Source organism: Pseudomonas sp. G(2018) (genome assembly GCF_005502415.1).
In the GTDB taxonomy this organism is placed as follows: Bacteria; Pseudomonadota; Gammaproteobacteria; order Pseudomonadales; family Pseudomonadaceae; genus Aquipseudomonas.
The window spans coordinates 1-17,233 of the sequence record NZ_SCOO01000016.1 but is presented as its reverse complement, the minus strand read 5'-3'; the positions used below and the strand labels follow the sequence as shown (position 1 = coordinate 17,233).

Sequence of the window (17,233 nt, the reverse complement as noted above, 5' to 3'; positions counted from 1 at the left end):
TCCTTCAAGCCTTGAAATTTATTGCGCCTGTCAGGCCGCTATCGCTGGCAAGCCAGCTCCCACAGTGGTTGATGGTGTTCACATCATTTATGTACACACCGGACCCTGTGGGAGCTGGCTTGCCAGCGATGAGGCCCTGACTGACGCCACTGCACTTTCTGGAAACACCCATGCCCAACATCCTCCTGGTCGAAGACGACACCGCCCTTGCCGAACTGATCGCCAGCTACCTGGAACGCAACGGCTATTGCGTCAGCGTCATCAGCCGTGGCGATCAGGTGCGCGAGCGGGCGCGGGTCACGCCACCGGATCTGGTGATCCTCGACCTGATGCTGCCCGGTCTCGACGGCCTGCAAGTCTGTCGCCTGCTGCGTGCCGACTCCGCGACGCTGCCGATCCTGATGCTCACCGCCCGCGACGACAGCCACGATCAGGTGCTGGGCCTGGAAATGGGCGCCGACGACTACGTCACCAAGCCCTGCGAGCCACGGGTATTGCTGGCCCGGGTGCGTACCTTGCTGCGACGCAGCAGTCTCAGCGAACCGCAGACCGCCAATGACCGTATCTTGATGGGCAACCTGTGCATCGACCTGTCCGAGCGCACCGTGACCTGGCGCGAGCAGCCGGTGGAACTGTCCAGCGGCGAATACAATCTGTTGGTGGTGCTGGCCCGGCATGCCGGCGAGGTGCTGAGCCGAGACCAGATCCTGCAACGCCTGCGCGGCATCGAGTTCAACGGCACCGACCGTTCGGTGGACGTGGCAATCTCCAAGCTGCGGCGCAAATTCGACGATCATGCCGGCGAGGCGCGCAAGATCAAGACCGTGTGGGGCAAGGGTTACCTGTTCAGCCGTTCCGAATGGGAATGCTGAGGTCATGTTCAGACTGCTGTTTCGTCTGTATCTGGTGACGATCATTTCGTACAGCGCGGCGATCTATCTGGTGCCGGACCTGGTGATCAAGGTGTTCCAGGAGCGTTTTCTCACCTACAACCTCGATTACTCCCGAGGGCTGCAAACCCTCATCGTCAAACAGTTCAAGGCGGTGCCGACCGAAGATTGGCCAGCGTTGGCGGCGGAGATGGACAAGGAGTTCCATCCGCTGCACATCGTACTCAGCGCCAACGACGATCCTGATTTGTCCCTCGATGAGCAGCAACGATTGCAGCGCGGCGAGAACGTCGTGCGCATCGGCGACTGGGGTTGGCGCACCCTCGCGGTGGCGCCGTTGAACGAGCACACCGTGGTGCAAATGGTGGTGCCGCCGGACCCGATGGACGTCAGCCTGTTGTACTGGAGCATCAACGTGCTGATTGGCGCGACCATGCTCGCGTGCCTGTTGCTGTGGCTGCGGCCGCACTGGCGTGATCTGGAACGACTCAAGGGCACCGCAGAGCGCTTCGGCAAAGGCCAGTTGAGCGAGCGCACGCAGATTCCCGCCCATTCCAACATCGGTAGCCTGGCCAACGTCTTCGACACCATGGCCGGTGATATCGAAAACCTGCTGAACCAGCAGCGCGACCTGCTCAACGCGGTGTCCCACGAACTGCGCACACCCTTGACCCGCCTGGATTTCGGCCTGGCCCTGGCCCTGTCCGACGACTTGCCGGCCACCAGCCGCCAGCGCCTGCAAGGGTTGGTGGATCACATTCGCGAACTCGACGAATTGGTGCTGGAACTGCTGTCCTACAGTCGCCTGCAAAACCCGGCGCGGGTGCCGGAACAGGTGGAAGTGTCGCTGGATGAATTCATCGACAGCATCTTGGGCAGCGTCGACGACGACCAATCACCGGACATCGTCATCGACGTGCTGCTGCATGGCCAGCTCGAACGCTTCATCCTCGACCCGCGCCTGACCGCCCGCGCCTTGCAAAACCTCTTGCGCAACGCCATGCGTTACTGCGAAAAGCGCATCCAGATCGGTGTGCAGGTATCCCCCAAGGGCTGTGAGATCTGGGTGGACGATGACGGCATCGGCATACCGGATGACGAGCGCGAGCGGATTTTCGAGCCGTTCTACCGCCTCGATCGCAGCCGGGATCGCGCCACGGGCGGCTTTGGTCTGGGGCTGGCGATCAGTCGCCGGGCGCTGGAGGCTCAGGGCGGGACCTTGACCGTCGAAGCCTCGCCGTTGGGCGGGGCGCGGTTTCGGTTGTGGTTGCCGACGTCGGTTTGACACCACATAACCTGTCAAACCTGACAGTAGTCACCTTTGCCATTTGGGCGTTTCATGGTCCCTGTGCAGTCAGGATGTCGCGCCACGCACTGATGACTGGAGGGTGGAGATGGAAGCGTCAACAACAAGAATTGGCAAAGGGACGATCAACGCGATCAGGATAGTCTGGGTCGATACCCTGTGGACGAAGTTCGCCATGGTCATGCCGGATGACGGCTGTTCCAGGCTGGCGGTCAGGATCGGCCCCAATCTCACGCCGGGGGGACAGGATCATTTTTTCGTGGGCGACAAGGTGAAATACACGTTGGTACTGGATTCTTCAGGGGAATTTCCGAGGGCGCAGGACCTTGTGAAGTCTGGCAGCAGAACTGCCTGATCGACGGGTATTCTGTGGCAACTGTTCCGGCTTGTCCGCGAAGACGGTCTGAAGGTCAAAACGTCAGGCGCTCAAGCGGGTGCGCAACGCCTTGGCCATACCCTCCAGCTCCGCCATCGGATTACGCCCGATCAACATCCACGCATGTTCCATGTCAGCCCAGTAAACGATGTTCATCTCGTGCCGACGCTCCTGGGCGAAGTCCCGGCTGCCGCTGTTGGAGCGGGTGATGCACAGCGCCATCGGTCCATGGATCGGATCGAGGAAGTTGATCTGGGCGATGGGTACGCCGTCGTATTCGAGGATTTGCGCGCGTTTGAATTCGGCGCGGGGCAAGGTCAACTGTGCGGGCACGAGGTGCAAGCCCAGGCGCTTGTCGATGGTGCGCAGTTGCAGGCGTTGGGCGGCTTCGTCGTTGGGCAAATGCTCAAGGGTTTGCGGGACGTAAAGCACCATGTAGTCCGCCACCAATTGGCGCCAGCTGCTATTTTCCTGGCTCGCTTGCCAGCCGAGAAACAGTCGGTCCGCCAGCACGCCACTCACGACCAACCCGGCCGCCGCCGCGAGGAACCAGCGGCGATTGAGTGCCGGACGGGCCGGCGAGGGCAGGGTGTCGAGCATGGCTTGCAGGCGATCCACCGGTGCCTGGCGCCCCAGTTCGTCGTAGGCTGCCTTGAACGGCAGGCTGCTGCGGTTGAGCCATTGCAGGCGCAGGCCGAGCATCGGGTCTTCGGCCACGGCCGCGTCGATGCGCCGGCGCTGTTCGGCGTCGAGTTGGTCGTCCAGGTACGCCACCAGTTGCTCATCCGGGATTGGCGCGTTCATCGACGTTCTCCGGTGGAAGGGTTGGACACCGATTGCAACGGCGGGTATTCAGCGAGTTTGCCTCGGGCGGCGGCCAGGCGGCTCATGACGGTGCCGATGGGCACTTGCAGCACGTCGGCGACTTCGCGGTAGGACAAGCCTTCGACATAGGCCAGAAACACCGTTTCGCGCTGGGCTTCAGGCAGCGCATCCACACGGCGGATGATTTGCGCCGCCATGACATGGGTTTGCACCACGTACTCACCGTCGAACGACAACACCTCATCACCCTCTATTGTGCCTTGGCCGTGACGCACCCGCCGCGCACGCACCTCGTTGAGCCAGATCGAATGCAGAATGCTCATCAGCCAACGGTCCATGCGCGTGCCCGACTCAAATTGGCCGGCGCGTTCCAGCGCCCGCACGCAGGTGGCTTGCACCAGGTCTTCGGCGACGTGCCGCTGCCGGGACAGCAGCAGACCGTAGCGCCACAAACGCGCCAGGTGCTGGCCCAATTCTGTCCGTATTGCCTGATCGCTGGCGATAACGGCCTCCGTTATTTCGGGATATCAGGTTTTCGATGAGTCGTTGATGGCTTCGGCCAGGTCCTGGTATTCCTCGCAGGTGGTGTTGCCGCAGATCGATTTGATTGTCTGCAACTGTTCCTGGGCGAGATCCAGTTGACCCTTGATGACGTAGGCTTCGCCGAGATACTCGCGGACCTTTGCGTAGTGCGGGTCGAGCTTGACCGATTGCAGGTAAAAACCGATGCCTTCATCAGTGCGGCCCAGTTTACGTGTGGCGTAGCCGCGATAGTTCAAGGCCTTGGCGGTGTCGGGTTCCTTGAGCGTGTCGAGCAATGCCAGCGCTTCTTCGTAGCGTCCGTCCTTGGCCAGTTGATATGCGTAATCTGTACGGTCTGCATCGGACACCCGGTTGCTGGACTGCTTGACGCATTTGTGCGACTTGGTGTCGTAGACCTGATCTCTGGGGCACCGGGGTTTGGCCGGGGTGTCTTCCTCGCCGTTGGCCCAGGCGTGCGAGCCGGGCAGGACAGTCGCCAATGTCAGCGCAACGGTGAACATCGAATAACGGCTAATCATGGACAATGCTCCACGGGTGTCAGGGTTGGGACATCGAACAGGCCGAAAAAGTCGAGAGCCGGTGACCCGCTAAACTTGAACACCACAGCGTGAACAATTATTCATTTTTTTGTGGCGTTCCGTGCAAGGAAAGCTCAATTCGAAGGGTTATGCTCGTTGGCATCTTCGTCGATCTGGAGTTTTGCCATGAAAGATCACATTCACCACGCCGCGGCCACCGGCTACAAGACCGCAAGCCAGCTCCCACAGGATTTGTGTTAGTCAAAAATGTGGAGGCACCCCAAAACATGTGGGAGCTGGCTTGCCAGCGATGGGGCCGGCACATGCACCGCATCATCCGAAAGAAGTCCCGCTTTTGGCCGAACCACTGCCTTACTGCCCACCTCCATGCCTTGTTATAGTCGGGTCTCTTTTTTGCCCGCTAAAAGGATCACCGGCATGTCTCAATACACCGCGTTCACCGTCGAACTGGTCGATAAAATCGCTCATGTGCAGATCAATCGCCCGGAAAAGATCAACTCGATGAACGCTGCGTTCTGGAGCGAAATCGTCGAGATCTTCCAGTGGGTCGACGACACCGACGAAGTGCGCGTGGTGGTCCTCAGCGGCGCCGGCAAACACTTTTCCTCGGGCATCGACCTGATGATGCTGGCTGGCGTAGCCAATGAACTGGGCAAGGACGTCGGGCGTAATGCGCGTCTGCTGCGACGCAAGATCCTCACCCTGCAGGCGTCGTTCAACGCCGTCGACAACTGCCGCAAACCGGTACTCGCGGCCATTCAGGGTTACTGCCTGGGCGGCGCCATCGACCTGATCGCCGCCTGCGACATGCGTTACGCCGCCGAAGACGCGCAGTTCTCGATCAAGGAAATCGACATCGGCATGGCCGCTGACGTCGGCACGCTGCAACGCTTGCCGCGAATCATTGGTGACGGCATGCTGCGTGAACTGGCTTACACTGGTCGCACCTTCGGCGCCGACGAAGCGCGTGGCATGGGCCTGGTCAATCGCGTCTACAGCGACACCGCCAGCCTGCTCGACGGCGTCATGGGCATTGCCCGCGAGATTGCAGGCAAGTCGCCGATTGCCGTCACCGGCACCAAGGAGATGATCAGCTACATGCGCGACCATCGCATCGATGACGGCCTCGAATACGTCGCTACCTGGAACGCCGCCATGCTGCAATCCACCGACTTGCGTGTGGCCATGGCCGCCCATATGAGCAAACAGAAACCCGAATTTCTGGATTGATTGAAAAATGACTTCACGCTGGACCACTGCAGTTCTGGACACCGATCAACCTGGCGGCTGGGCCGTGGCACGTAGCCCCGAAGGTTTCCTGTTCGATGACAATGGCGCGTTGTTCCCCCGTGAATGGCTCAAGCGCCAGGACCTGTCGATACTCGCCGAACACGGTATCGGTCATCTTGATGGCGAGCCGGTGTACCTGCTGGAGTTGCGCAGTCACAGCGACGTGTCGGGCTGCAACTGGAAAGGCTTGCGGGCATTCATGCTCGAAGGCGATCACACGGTCTACAAGGTACTCGGTTACGCCGCGCAGATCGGTACCTGGGCCCGTGAACACCGCTTTTGCGGCAACTGCGGTCAGGCCATGACCCAGGTGCCGCGCGAACGGGCGATGTACTGTCAGCCCTGCGATTTGCGCAGCTACCCGCGGATTTCGCCGAGCATGATCGTGCTGGTGACCCGAGGTGATGAAGTACTGCTGGCACGCTCGCCGCGGTTCGTCACCGGGGTCTACAGCACGTTGGCGGGGTTTGCCGAGCCAGGCGAATCGGCCGAGGACTGCCTGATTCGCGAAGTTCGCGAAGAAGTGCGGATCGAAGTGAAGAACATCCAGTACATGGGCAGCCAGTGCTGGCCGTTCCCGCACTCGATGATGCTCGGCTTCCATGCCGAGTACGCCGGCGGCGAGATCGTCTGTCAGGAAGACGAAATCGAAGACGCCCAGTGGTTCAACGTTCACGCGTTGCCGCCGTTGCCGGCGTCACGCTCGATAGCCCGTTACCTGATCGACGTCTACGTGGCGCGGCGTTTAGGCCACGCTGAACCAGTGTTGCCAGGCTAGCCGCACGGTCAGCCCCAGCACCACGGTGATGAACACCGGACGAATGAATTTCGCGCCGCCGCTGATGGCGGTGCGAGCGCCGAAGAAGGCGCCGACCATCACCGACAGGCCCATGCACAGGCCGATGATCCAGTCCACCTGCCCGGAAAACACGAACACCGACAGCGCCGCAATGTTGCTGACGAAGTTCATGCTGCGCGCCACGCCGCTGGCCTTGACCAGATCGATCGGGTACATCAGCAGGCTGCTGACGGTCCAGAACGCACCGGTGCCGGGACCGGCCACGCCATCGTAGAAACCGAGGCTGAAGCCCTGGGTCGATTGCCACTTTTTCTTGATCGGTGCGTTGCTGTCCAGCGGCGCTTTCGGCGTGCCGCCAAACAACAGGTAAAGGCCGCAGGCGAAGACGATCACCGGGAGCATTTTGTTCAGCCATTCCGCCGGCAGGTAATGCGCGACCACGGCACCGGTCAGGGCGCCGACCAGGGTGCCGACGATGGCGTGCATCCACTGCCGGGGATGAAACAGCTTGCGACGGTAAAAGGTGAAACTGGCGGTGGCCGAGCCGAAGGTCGAACTCAGCTTGTTGGTGCCCAGCACCAAGTGCGGTGGCAGGCCGGCGGTGAGCAAGGCCGGGGTGGTCAATAGACCGCCGCCGCCGGCAATGGCGTCGATGAATCCGGCAATGAAAGCGACAAGGGCCAGAATGGCCAGGGTGGTGAGGTCAACGCTGAGTTCGAAAGGCATGGAATCGGCTTAATCGGCAGGGTGCAGCGAAACGGGCTGCGGGGAAGGGCCGATATCTTACCCATATCCCGCCTTTGCGGCGACCTGTCCGGCCTCTTCGCGAGCAGGCTCCCACAGTTGAAAGGCGTTTCCCCTTGTGGGAGCGAGCCTGCTCGCGAAAGCGGTGTATCAGTCAACATGGATGTTGAATCTGACGGCCCCTTCGCGAGCAGGCTCGCTTGTATGTCTAGACTTGTGAAATTAGAGGCCGAGATCCGACAGCCCCGGATGATCGTCAGGACGACGCCCCAGTGGCCAGTGGAACTTGCGCTCGCTTTCCTTGATCGGCATGTCGTTGATGCAGGCAAAGCGGTTGGCCATCAAGCCATGCTCGTTGAACTCCCAGTTTTCGTTGCCATAGGAACGGAACCAGTTGCCCGAATCGTCGCGCCACTCATAGGCATAACGCACGGCGATGCGGTTGTCGGTGAACGCCCAGAGTTCCTTGATCAGGCGATACTCGAGTTCCTTGGCCCATTTACGGGTCAGGAAACCCTTGGCTTCTTCGCGGTTGTAGGCGAACTCGGCGCGGTTACGCCATTTGGTGTCCAGGGTGTAGGCCAGCGACACGCGCTCCGGGTCGCGGGAGTTCCAGCCGTCTTCGGCCAGGCGAACTTTTTCGATGGCCGATTCACGGGTGAAGGGCGGCAATGGCGGACGAACTTCGGCATTAGACATTTCAAGTCTCCGTAGAAGATTAACGTTAGAGCAAGTTGTCGGGCTTGATTAAGTTGTTACAGGTCCAATAACTTTCGCGCCATGCATTGCGCATTATCGGCGGCACTGTGATCACCCATTACAAGCGCCACGGTTATGGCACCGTCAATCAGGATCAGCAGCTGTTTGGCCAGCAGCTGCGGATCTTCGGCGCCATGTTCGGTACACAGCTCGCACACGTAGTCGAGCAGCTTCTGTTTGTGGTCCTTGGCGACCAGGCGAACCGGGTCTTGCGGATCGCCGGTTTCGCCGCTGGTGTTGATGAACGCGCAGCCGCGAAAGCCTTCGGAGACGAACCAGGACTTGAGCACGGTAAACAGGTTGAGCAGGCGGTCGGCCGGCGTTTCAGCCTGGTCGACTTCGCTTCTGTACCAGTGCATCCAGCGTTGGTCCCGACGTTGCAGGGCCGCGACGGTGAGCTCCTCCTTGTTGGCGAAGTAGCGGTAGATGCTTTTTCTGGAGACGCCGGCGGTTTTCACCAGAAGATCCATGCCCGTGGCGGCAATGCCACTTTTGTAGATCAACTTTTCGGTGACATCCAGAATGATGTCGCGTGTGTCGTTGCTAGTAATATCGTTCATGTGGCTAACAGTAGAACGATCGTTCTCCTTGGTCAAATGTTTTTTGTTGTGTCAGATGAATTGCCATCGCCAGCAGGCTGGCTCCCACAGGTGTACGAGTTCCAAATGTGGGAGCCAGCCTGCTGGCGATGGGGCCATTACAGACAGTAACAAGACCCGGACCAGACGATGGTGTAAGCTCTCGAACTCTCTGGATTCGACCCGATTGCGAGCCCTATGCCGTTGCTTTTCAAACGCTCCCTGCTGCCAAAACTGCGCAGTTTTCCGCTGACAGCCGATGCCGTCACCATCCTCTCTGGCGCTGCCGAGTTCCGTCGTTGCCTGCTGGAAAAAATTGCCAGCGCCACACAGCGTATCTATATCGTTGCGCTGTACCTGCAACAGGATGAGGCCGGCCAGGACATTCTCGATGCCTTGCACGCCGCCAAACTCAAGCGTCCGCAACTGGACGTGGTGGTGGTCGTCGACTGGCTGCGCGCCCAGCGCGGTTTGATCGGTGCCGGCAAGCAACCGGGCAATTCGGCGTGGTATCAGGAAATGACCCGCACCCACGCAAGCGAAGTTCCGGTCTACGGCGTGCCGGTGCAGACCCGCGAACTGTTCGGCGTATTGCACCTGAAGGGCTTCGTCATCGATGACTGCGTGATCTACAGCGGCGCGAGCCTGAACAACGTCTACCTGCACAAGTTCGACAAATACCGTTACGACCGCTATCACCTGTTGCACAACCGTGCCTTGGCCGACTCGATGCAGCATCTGGTTCAGCATGGCCTGGTGGCTTCCAAAGCCGTGCATCGTCTCGATCTGCCGAACCTGCCGACCACCCGCAGCCTGCGCAACGACATCGGCGACCTGCGCAGCCGGCTCAAGCACGCCACGTACGACACCACCGAGGGCACGACGGATAAGGGCGGTCTGTCGGTGAGCCCGTTATTGGGCGTGGGCAAGAACAACCCGCTGAGCCGGGTGATTTGCGAACTGATCGCCAGCACCCAGCATCAACTGACCATCTGCACGCCGTACTTCAACCTGCCGCTGGCCGTGACCCGGGAAATCAACCGGGCGCTGGCCCGTGGCGTGAAGATCGACATCGTGGTCGGCGACAAGACCGCCAACGACTTCTACATTCCGCCGAACGAGCCGTTCAAGGTGATCGCGGCGCTGCCGTACCTCTACGAAATCAGCCTGCGCCGCTTCGCCAAACGCCATCAACGCAACATCGACAGCGGCCAGTTGAACCTGCACCTGTGGAAGGATGGCGACAACACTTACCACCTTAAAGGCATGTGGGTGGACAAGCGTTTCACCTTGCTGACCGGCAACAACCTCAACCCGCGGGCGTTCCGCCTCGATCTGGAAAACGCCTTGTTGCTCGATGACCCGAAAGGCGAGTTGCTTGAGTCCCGCCGCAAGGAGTTGAAAGAGATCTTCCAGCACACGACGCGCATCGAGCGTTATCAGGACCTGGAAACATTGCCCGAGTACCCGGCGGGGGTGGCCAAGTTTCTCAAGCGAGTGAGCCGCGTGCGGATCGAGCGGTTGCTCTACCGCATTCTGTAAAAAAGCATTCGCGAGCAGGCTCGCTCCCACAGGGGTTATTTGTCGAACACAAATCCAATGTGGGAGCGAGCCTGCTCGCGAAAAAAACCACCGCTGGTTATCTGGCGTTTACGCGTTATCGTTGACGACCTTCGCGAGCGGGCTCGCTCCCACAAGGGTTGGTGTCTGGCACAGGGGCGGGGAGAAAGAACATCACCAGCGCCACCGCCAGGTAAATCAGATAAGCGCTGAGCGTGCTGACTGTCGGGGTATCCTGGTAACCGAACATCCCGGCCAGCACCGAGCCCAGCGGGCCGTCCATCGGCAGCGTCGCGCTGATGTCGAAGAGCACGGTTTGCAGGTGATTCCACACGCCGGCTTCATGCAGCGCTTGTACGGAGTTGGCAAGGATCCCGGCGGCCACCACGAGGATGAACAGGCCGGTCCAGCGCAAGAACGCGCCGAGGTTCAGGCGCATGCTGCCGCTGTAGATCAGGACGCCGACGATGATTGCCAGGATCAGGCCGAGCAGGGCGCCGATCGGGGCTGCCGGACCTTCGCTTTGCTGGAACACCGCGAGCAGGAAAAATACGGTTTCCAGGCCTTCCCGGGCCACGGCGAAAAACACCATGGCGATCAGTGCGGTTACCTGATGCCTGGAACCGGTCAGTGCCTGATCAAGAGAAGCGTGCAGCGAATGCTTGATCGAACGTGAGACCTTGCGCATCCAGAACACCATCGAACTCAAGATACCGACGGCCACCAGCCCGACCACGCCTTCAAACAGTTCCTGTTGTTTCTGCGGAAACTCGGCGCTGACCAGTTCCAGGCCGCCACCGACCAGCAGCGCCAGGGCGGCGGCGAGAAATACGCCGATCCACACGGCGGGCAGCCACTGGCCGCGACCGGTCTGTTTCAGGTAACTGGCGATGATGCCGACGATCAATGCGGCCTCAATGCCTTCGCGCAACATGATCAGAAAGGGAACGAACATTCAGCACCGTGTCAGCAATAGATAGGGTGCTAAGTTGTAGCATGATGACACTTATTCCCAAATGGCAGTGATTGACATTTAGCTGAACCTAAGCTGAACAACCTTGAAGAACACTGCATACCCTGTGGGAGCGGGTTTGCCCGCGATGACGGTATTACATTCAAAAGAGATGTCGGATCATCAATCGCCATCGCGGGCAAGCCAGCTCCCACAGGATCTCCTTTGCCTTGGCGGGCTGCGCTAATATGCCCACCACCCAAACAAGAACAGGGCACACCTCGCTCAATGTCGGAAAAAGACACCATTTCCATTCAACTGGTGCGTGAAGCGCTATTGCAGAGTTGCGCCCCGGGCGTCGCCACCGAAGAGGCGTTGAACAAGGTCGGCATCGATCCTGTCCTCCTGCAAAACGGCACTGCCAGGGTGCCGGCCGCCGCCTATGCGCGACTTTGGCGTTTGCTGGCGCGACGGGGCGACGATGAGTTTTTCGGCATGGACCCGCGCAAGCTCAAGTCCGGCAGCCTTGAGTTTCTCTGTCGTTGCGCCATGGTTCAGCCGAGCCTGGCGGCGGGGCTCACCAGTGGCCTGGGGTTTCTGTCGCTGATGCTCGAACGCATGCCCGCCGAACTGGTGCGTCAGCAAAGCCTGGCGGAAATCGTGTTGCTCGAAGACGACCACGAGCCGCGCCGGGCCTTCACCTACTTCACCTACTGGATGATCGTGCACGGCGTGGCCTGCTGGCTGGCGGGACGTCGGATCCCGATTCTGGCCATTGAGTTGCGTTGCCCGCAGCCGGATTTCTGCGACGACTATCAAGTGATGTTTTCCGAGAACCTGCGTTTCGACCGGCCACGTACGCGGATGATTTTCTCTGCCGATTGCCTGGATCTGCCGATCAAGCGCAGCGCTGAAGAACTCAAGCGTTTCCTGGCCCATGCGCCGGCCAATATTCTGGTGAAGTATCGCGATCCGGAAAGCCTGGCCAGCCGGATCAAGCACGATCTGCGACTACTGCCCGCCGAACAATGGCCGGAAACCGAAGCGCTGGCGCAACGCCTATGCATGTCGGCCTCGACCCTGCGCCGGCGACTGGCGGAGGAAGGCCAGAGCTATCAGGGACTCAAGGACAGTGTGCGCAAGGAACTGGCCATCGTCTGGCTGGCGGAGCCGAGCATCAGCTTCAGCGAAATCGCCACCCGGCTGGGGTTTGCCGATGCGAGTTCGTTCTACAAGGCGTTTCGCAAGTGGTCGGGCTCCAATCCGGGGCATTACCGCAGTTTGATCCTCAACGAAGCCTCCTGATCCGACATGTGTTGACCGGGCCGCCCTCATCGCTGGCAAGCCAGCGAAGGCGCCCGTCCAGCCACTGCATCGCTTGAACCTTGGCCAAACCAGTCAAGCAACTTGATAACTTTGACCATTGCCCCACCCCCCGCGCAGAGCGAGTATTTCTCTGTTGGATAAGGTTCCCCCAACCTAATAAAAACATAGAGGGATTCTGGCAATGCGCGATTACTTGTCTGCTGTTTCACAGTTCGATTATCAGCACACCGTCGACGCCGCACTCGCAGGCGATCTGACCGCCCTCAACGCCTGTATCGAGTGTTGCGACCGGCATGCCTTGCCGGGACGCATTGCGCTGTTCTGGGAAGGCCGCGATGGTGCCAGCGCGACGTACACCTTCAGCGACCTGCAGGACAAGGCCGCGCGTTTCGCCAATTTCCTCTTGAGCCAGGGCGTGCAGAAGGGCGACAAGGTCGCAGGCCTGCTGCCACGTAACATCGAATTGCTGATCACCGTGTTCGCCACCTGGCGCATCGGCGCGGTCTACCAGCCGCTGTTCACCGCCTTCGGCCCGAAAGCCATCGAACATCGCCTCGGCAGCTCGGGCGCCAAAGTGGTGGTCACCGACGCGGTCAACCGGCCGAAACTCGCCGAAGTCGCCGATTGCCCGACCATCGTCACCGTCGCCGGCCCCAAGGGGCAGGGCATTGTGCGGGGCGATTACAGCTTCTGGGCCGAACTGGCCAACCATTCCAACGTCTGTGAACCGGTAATGCTCACCGGTGAAGACCCGTTCCTGCTGATGTTCACCTCGGGCACCACCGGCCCGTCGAAAGCGCTGTCGGTGCCGCTCAAGGCCATCGTCGCCTTCGAGAGCTACACCCGCGACGCCGTGGATCTGCGTCCGGAAGATGCGTTCTGGAACGTTGCCGATCCGGGCTGGGCCTATGGCATCTATTTCGGTGTCACCGGGCCGATGGCCATGGGGCACCCGATCACCTTCTACGATGGCCCGTTCACCCTCGAAAGCACCTGCCGGGTGATCAACAAATACGCAATCACCAACCTCACCGGTTCGCCCACCGCTTACCGCCTGTTGATTGCCGGCGGCGACGAGTTCGCCAAGTCGATCAAAGGCAAGCTGCGCATCGTCAGCAGCGCCGGTGAACCGCTGAACCCGGAAGTGATCCGCTGGTTCGCCGACAACCTCGGCGTGGTGATTCATGACCACTACGGCCAGACAGAACTGGGCATGGTTCTGTGCAACCACCATGGCCTGGAACATCCGATTCATATGGGCGCCGCCGGTTTTGCCTCGCCCGGCCACCGCATCGTGGTGCTGGACGATGAATACAAGGAACTGGGTGTCGGCCAGCCGGGCATCCTGGCCATCGACCGTACCCAGTCGCCAATGTGCTGGTTCGCCGGTTACCAAGGCGCACCGACCAAGGCCTTCGTCGGCAACTATTACCTGAGTGGCGATACCGTCGAATGGAACCCGGACGGCAGCATCAGCTTCGTCGGTCGCAGCGATGACGTGATCACCACTTCCGGTTATCGCGTCGGCCCGTTCGACGTGGAAAGTGCCTTGATCGAACACCCGGCGGTAGTGGAAGCGGCGGTGGTCGGCAAACCCGATCCGGAACGGACCGAGCTGGTCAAGGCCTTCGTGGTGCTCAGCGCGCAATACCGCGCTGCACCGGAACTGGCCGAAGAGTTGCGCCAACACGTGCGCAAGCGCCTGGCGGCGCACTCGTACCCCCGTGAAATCGAATTTGTCAGCGAGTTGCCGAAAACCCCAAGCGGCAAATTGCAGCGCTTTATCTTGCGCAACCAGGAAATCGCCAAGGCTCAAGAGGCCGCGGCGAAGAACGTTTCAGCTTGAATCCAAGGAAACAATGATGCAGATCGAAAACAAGGTTTTTCTCGTCACCGGCGGTGCTTCCGGCCTGGGCGCAGCCACCGCTGAAATGCTGGTCGGCGCCGGTGCCAAAGTGATGCTGGTGGACATGAACGCCGAAGCTGTCGCGGCGCAGGCCCAGCGTTTGGGCGCGCAAAGCGTGGTGGCGGACATCAGCGACGAAGCAGCGGCTGAAGCGGCGGTGCAGGCGACGGTCAAGGCCTTTGGCGGTCTCAATGGCCTGGTCAACTGCGCGGGCATCGTGCGCGGCGAGAAGATCCTCGGCAAGAACGGTCCGCACGCACTCTCGAGTTTCAGCCAGGTGATCAACGTCAACCTGATCGGCAGTTTCAACATGCTGCGCCTGGCGTCGGCGGCGATTGCCGAGACCGAAGCGGACGCCGATGGCGAGCGCGGCGTGATCATCAACACCGCGTCGGCGGCGGCGTACGACGGCCAGATCGGCCAGGCGGCCTACGCGGCATCCAAAGGCGCCATCGTCAGCCTGACCTTGCCCGCTGCCCGTGAGCTGGCGCGTTTCGGCATTCGCGTGATGACCATCGCCCCGGGCATTTTCGAAACGCCGATGATGGCCGGCATGACCCCGGAAGTCCGCGACTCCCTGGCGGCCGGCGTGCCATTCCCGCCGCGCCTGGGCAAACCGGCCGAGTATGCGCAGCTGGTCAGGCATATCATTGAAAACAGCATGCTCAATGGCGAGGTGATCCGTCTTGACGGTGCCTTGCGCATGGCGGCCAAATAAGGAGGATTTGTCATGACTATCGCAAATGATCCAATCGTTATCGTCAGCGCCGTCCGCACCCCGATGGGCGGTTTCCAAGGCGAACTCAAAAGCCTGACTGCACCGCAACTCGGTGCCGCCGCGATCAAGGCCGCCGTCGAGCGCGCCGGTGTGGCACCGGATGCGGTCGATGAAGTGCTGTTCGGTTGCGTATTGCCCGCCGGTCTGGGCCAGGCCCCCGCGCGTCAGGCGGCGCTGGGTGCGGGGCTGGACAAGTCGACCCGCTGCACCACCGTGAACAAGATGTGCGGCTCTGGTATGGAAACCGCCATCCTGGCCCATGACATGCTGTTGGCTGGCAGCGCCGATGTGGTGATTGCCGGCGGCATGGAAAGCATGTCCAACGCGCCCTACCTGCTGGACCGCGCTCGCAGCGGCTATCGGATGGGCCACGGCCGCGTGCTCGATTCGATGTTCCTTGATGGGTTGGAAGATGCCTACGATAAAGGCCGCCTGATGGGCACCTTTGCCGAAGACTGCGCTGAAACCAACGACTTCAGCCGCGAAGCCCAGGATGCGTTCGCCATAGCCTCGACCACCCGCGCGCAGCAGGCGATCAAGGATGGCAGCTTCAAGGACGAGATCGTGCCGTTGACTGTCACCGTCGGCAAGGAACAAGTGGTGATCAGCAACGACGAGCAGCCACCGAAAGCCAAACTGGACAAGATCGCCTCACTGAAACCGGCATTCCGCGAAGGCGGCACCGTGACGGCGGCGAACTCCAGTTCGATTTCCGACGGCGCGGCGGCACTGGTGCTGATGCGCCGTTCCGAAGCCGACAAGCGTGGTCTGAAGCCACTGGCGGTAATCCATGGCCACGCGGCATTCGCCGATACCCCGGGCCTGTTCCCGGTGGCGCCGATTGGCGCGATCAAGAAGCTGATGAAGAAAACCGGCTGGTCGCTGGATCAGGTGGACCTGGTTGAAGTCAACGAAGCCTTCGCCGTGGTCGGCATGGCCGCGATGACCCACCTGGAAATTCCTCATGAGAAGCTCAACGTGCACGGCGGCGCTTGTGCCCTGGGCCACCCGATCGGTGCGTCCGGCGCGCGGATTCTGGTGACCTTGCTCTCGGCCCTGCGCCAGAAAGGCTTGAAGCGTGGCGTGGCGGCGATCTGTATTGGTGGTGGTGAAGCGACGGCGATGGCCGTGGAATGCCTTTACTAGGCCAGCCTTACCCCTGTGGGAGCCAGCCTGCTGGCGATGACGGTGCGTCCTGAAGGTAGATATTGACTGACACGACGCCATCGCCAGCAGGCTGGCTCCCACAGAGTTCTGTGTCGTACCCCGGATTTTAAGGATTGATCATGATCCCCAATGACGAACAACTTCAGATCAGCGACGCGGCCCGGCAGTTTGCCCAGGAGCGGCTGAAACCCTTCGCCGCCGAATGGGACCGCGAACATCGCTTCCCCAAGGAAGCCATCGGCGAGATGGCCGAGCTGGGCTTCTTCGGCATGTTGGTACCGGAGCAGTGGGGCGGTTGCGACACCGGTTACCTGGCCTACGCCATGGCCCTGGAAGAAATCGCCGCCGGCGACGGTGCCTGCTCGACCATCATGAGCGTGCACAACTCGGTGGGTTGCGTGCCGATCCTCAACTACGGCAACGACGACCAGAAAGAGCGCTTCCTCAAGCCACTGGCCAGTGGCGCGATGCTCGGTGCATTCGCCTTGACCGAGCCCCAGGCCGGTTCCGACGCCAGCGGCCTGAAAACCCGTGCGCGCCTGGAAGGCGATCACTACGTACTCAACGGCTGCAAACAGTTCATCACCTCCGGGCAGAACGCCGGGGTGGTGATTGTGTTCGCCGTCACTGACCCGAGTGCCGGCAAACGCGGGATCACGGCACTGATCGTGCCGACCGATTCGCCGGGTTACAAAGTCGCCCGGGTCGAAGACAAACTCGGCCAGCATGCGTCCGACACTTGCCAGATTCTGTTTGAAGACGTGAAAGTTCCGGTGGCCAACCGCTTGGGCGAAGAAGGCGAGGGTTACAAGATCGCCCTGGCCAACCTCGAAGGCGGGCGTGTCGGCATCGCTTCGCAATCGGTGGGCATGGCCCGCGCCGCCTTCGAAGCGGC

General features: G+C 60.8%; 18 protein-coding genes. 11 read left to right on the top strand and 7 right to left on the bottom strand.

All coding sequences use genetic code 11. The features are described 5' to 3' along the window. The first annotated feature begins 170 nt into the window (after positions 1 to 170). The 3 genes from FFS64_RS16645 to FFS64_RS16635 all read left to right on the top strand — a co-directional run bounded on the left by FFS64_RS16645 (position 171) and on the right by FFS64_RS16635 (position 2,551). Positions 171 to 872 carry a response regulator transcription factor gene (locus tag FFS64_RS16645; RefSeq protein WP_137806283.1) on the top strand — a complete coding sequence of 234 codons (702 nt, stop codon included), beginning with the start codon at positions 171 to 173 and terminating at the stop codon, positions 870 to 872. Positions 873 to 876: 4 nt separating this feature from the next. Then, positions 877 to 2,175 carry an ATP-binding protein gene (locus tag FFS64_RS16640; protein WP_137806282.1) on the top strand — a complete coding sequence of 433 codons (1,299 nt, stop codon included), beginning with the start codon at positions 877 to 879 and terminating at the stop codon, positions 2,173 to 2,175. 109 nt (positions 2,176 to 2,284) lie between these two features. Then, on the top strand, positions 2,285 to 2,551 hold the full coding sequence (locus FFS64_RS16635; protein WP_137806281.1) for a hypothetical protein: 267 nt from the start codon (positions 2,285 to 2,287) through the stop codon (positions 2,549 to 2,551). A 63-nt stretch (positions 2,552 to 2,614) separates the two neighbouring features. Here FFS64_RS16635 and FFS64_RS16630 read toward each other — a convergent pair whose 3' ends face one another. Genes FFS64_RS16630 through FFS64_RS16620 form a run of 3 tightly spaced genes read right to left on the bottom strand, consistent with a single transcriptional unit; the run spans position 2,615 to position 4,458 of the window. Beyond that, a complete protein-coding gene (locus FFS64_RS16630; RefSeq protein WP_137806280.1) occupies positions 2,615 to 3,376 on the bottom strand; it encodes an anti-sigma factor in 762 nt (253 codons plus the stop codon). Then, a complete protein-coding gene (locus FFS64_RS16625) occupies positions 3,373 to 3,870 on the bottom strand; it encodes a sigma-70 family RNA polymerase sigma factor (protein ID WP_218571086.1) in 498 nt (165 codons plus the stop codon). The genes FFS64_RS16630 and FFS64_RS16625 overlap by 4 nt, the downstream gene beginning before the upstream one ends. Before the next feature lie 54 nt (positions 3,871 to 3,924). Further along, positions 3,925 to 4,458 (bottom strand): M48 family metallopeptidase, encoded by a 534-nt coding sequence (locus FFS64_RS16620; RefSeq protein ID WP_137806279.1) that lies wholly within the window; start codon positions 4,456 to 4,458, stop codon positions 3,925 to 3,927. 438 nt (positions 4,459 to 4,896) lie between these two features. On the opposite strand from FFS64_RS16620, the gene FFS64_RS16615 reads away from it, so the two are divergent. Further along, on the top strand, positions 4,897 to 5,709 hold the full coding sequence (locus FFS64_RS16615; protein WP_137806278.1) for a crotonase/enoyl-CoA hydratase family protein: 813 nt from the start codon (positions 4,897 to 4,899) through the stop codon (positions 5,707 to 5,709). Positions 5,710 to 5,716: 7 nt separating this feature from the next. Further along, positions 5,717 to 6,547 carry an NAD(+) diphosphatase gene (nudC, locus tag FFS64_RS16610; protein WP_137806277.1) on the top strand — a complete coding sequence of 277 codons (831 nt, stop codon included), beginning with the start codon at positions 5,717 to 5,719 and terminating at the stop codon, positions 6,545 to 6,547. Here nudC and FFS64_RS16605 read toward each other — a convergent pair. The 3 genes from FFS64_RS16605 to FFS64_RS16590 all read right to left on the bottom strand — a co-directional run bounded on the left by FFS64_RS16605 (position 6,515) and on the right by FFS64_RS16590 (position 8,631). Then, positions 6,515 to 7,294 (bottom strand): TSUP family transporter, encoded by a 780-nt coding sequence (locus tag FFS64_RS16605; RefSeq protein ID WP_095194783.1) that lies wholly within the window; start codon positions 7,292 to 7,294, stop codon positions 6,515 to 6,517. The two genes, nudC and FFS64_RS16605, sit on opposite strands and share 33 nt — an antisense overlap. A gap of 240 nt (positions 7,295 to 7,534) precedes the next feature. Continuing rightward, entirely contained in the window at positions 7,535 to 8,011 is a 477-nt protein-coding gene (locus tag FFS64_RS16595; RefSeq protein WP_137806275.1) for a nuclear transport factor 2 family protein, read from the bottom strand. A gap of 56 nt (positions 8,012 to 8,067) precedes the next feature. After that, on the bottom strand, positions 8,068 to 8,631 hold the full coding sequence (locus FFS64_RS16590; RefSeq protein ID WP_137806274.1) for a TetR/AcrR family transcriptional regulator: 564 nt from the start codon (positions 8,629 to 8,631) through the stop codon (positions 8,068 to 8,070). Between the two features lie 216 nt (positions 8,632 to 8,847). Between FFS64_RS16590 and pssA the strand changes: the two genes are divergently transcribed. Continuing rightward, positions 8,848 to 10,191 (top strand): CDP-diacylglycerol--serine O-phosphatidyltransferase, encoded by a 1,344-nt coding sequence (gene pssA / locus FFS64_RS16585; protein WP_137806273.1) that lies wholly within the window; start codon positions 8,848 to 8,850, stop codon positions 10,189 to 10,191. A gap of 115 nt (positions 10,192 to 10,306) precedes the next feature. Here pssA and efeU read toward each other — a convergent pair whose 3' ends face one another. Beyond that, the gene (gene efeU / locus FFS64_RS16580; protein ID WP_137806272.1) at positions 10,307 to 11,164 is read right to left on the bottom strand and encodes an iron uptake transporter permease EfeU; all 858 of its coding nucleotides are present in this window, start codon (positions 11,162 to 11,164) and stop codon (positions 10,307 to 10,309) included. 285 nt (positions 11,165 to 11,449) lie between these two features. Here efeU and FFS64_RS16570 point away from each other — a divergent pair, with 285 nt between their 5' ends. The 5 genes from FFS64_RS16570 to FFS64_RS16550 form a co-directional block, all read left to right on the top strand. Then, entirely contained in the window at positions 11,450 to 12,466 is a 1,017-nt protein-coding gene (locus tag FFS64_RS16570) for an AraC family transcriptional regulator (RefSeq protein ID WP_137806271.1), read from the top strand. Positions 12,467 to 12,668: 202 nt separating this feature from the next. Next, positions 12,669 to 14,333, top strand: coding sequence for an AMP-binding protein (locus FFS64_RS16565; protein ID WP_137806270.1), 1,665 nt, complete (start codon positions 12,669 to 12,671; stop codon positions 14,331 to 14,333). A 16-nt stretch (positions 14,334 to 14,349) separates the two neighbouring features. Continuing rightward, positions 14,350 to 15,111 (top strand): SDR family NAD(P)-dependent oxidoreductase, encoded by a 762-nt coding sequence (locus FFS64_RS16560; protein WP_137806269.1) that lies wholly within the window; start codon positions 14,350 to 14,352, stop codon positions 15,109 to 15,111. A 12-nt stretch (positions 15,112 to 15,123) separates the two neighbouring features. Beyond that, complete coding sequence (locus FFS64_RS16555) at positions 15,124 to 16,317, top strand: acetyl-CoA C-acyltransferase (RefSeq protein ID WP_137806268.1); 1,194 nt, start codon at positions 15,124 to 15,126, stop codon at positions 16,315 to 16,317. A gap of 140 nt (positions 16,318 to 16,457) precedes the next feature. Next, a partial coding sequence (locus FFS64_RS16550; protein WP_137806267.1) for an acyl-CoA dehydrogenase occupies positions 16,458 to 17,233 on the top strand: 776 nt, incomplete at its 3' end.

Coding starts and splice junctions, on each gene's coding strand:
- FFS64_RS16560 (WP_137806269.1), top strand. CDS start 14,350: ATGCAGATCGAAAACAAGGTTTTTCTCGTCACCGGCGGTGCTTCCGGC.
- FFS64_RS16565 (WP_137806270.1), top strand. CDS start 12,669: ATGCGCGATTACTTGTCTGCTGTTTCACAGTTCGATTATCAGCACACC.
- FFS64_RS16555 (WP_137806268.1), top strand. CDS start 15,124: ATGACTATCGCAAATGATCCAATCGTTATCGTCAGCGCCGTCCGCACC.
- FFS64_RS16645 (WP_137806283.1), top strand. CDS start 171: ATGCCCAACATCCTCCTGGTCGAAGACGACACCGCCCTTGCCGAACTG.
- pssA (WP_137806273.1), top strand. CDS start 8,848: ATGCCGTTGCTTTTCAAACGCTCCCTGCTGCCAAAACTGCGCAGTTTT.
- FFS64_RS16570 (WP_137806271.1), top strand. CDS start 11,450: ATGTCGGAAAAAGACACCATTTCCATTCAACTGGTGCGTGAAGCGCTA.
- FFS64_RS16615 (WP_137806278.1), top strand. CDS start 4,897: ATGTCTCAATACACCGCGTTCACCGTCGAACTGGTCGATAAAATCGCT.
- FFS64_RS16595 (WP_137806275.1), bottom strand. CDS start 8,011: ATGTCTAATGCCGAAGTTCGTCCGCCATTGCCGCCCTTCACCCGTGAA.
- FFS64_RS16635 (WP_137806281.1), top strand. CDS start 2,285: ATGGAAGCGTCAACAACAAGAATTGGCAAAGGGACGATCAACGCGATC.
- FFS64_RS16590 (WP_137806274.1), bottom strand. CDS start 8,631: ATGAACGATATTACTAGCAACGACACACGCGACATCATTCTGGATGTC.
- efeU (WP_137806272.1), bottom strand. CDS start 11,164: ATGTTCGTTCCCTTTCTGATCATGTTGCGCGAAGGCATTGAGGCCGCA.
- FFS64_RS16630 (WP_137806280.1), bottom strand. CDS start 3,376: ATGAACGCGCCAATCCCGGATGAGCAACTGGTGGCGTACCTGGACGAC.
- FFS64_RS16640 (WP_137806282.1), top strand. CDS start 877: ATGTTCAGACTGCTGTTTCGTCTGTATCTGGTGACGATCATTTCGTAC.
- FFS64_RS16605 (WP_095194783.1), bottom strand. CDS start 7,294: ATGCCTTTCGAACTCAGCGTTGACCTCACCACCCTGGCCATTCTGGCC.
- nudC (WP_137806277.1), top strand. CDS start 5,717: ATGACTTCACGCTGGACCACTGCAGTTCTGGACACCGATCAACCTGGC.
- FFS64_RS16620 (WP_137806279.1), bottom strand. CDS start 4,458: ATGATTAGCCGTTATTCGATGTTCACCGTTGCGCTGACATTGGCGACT.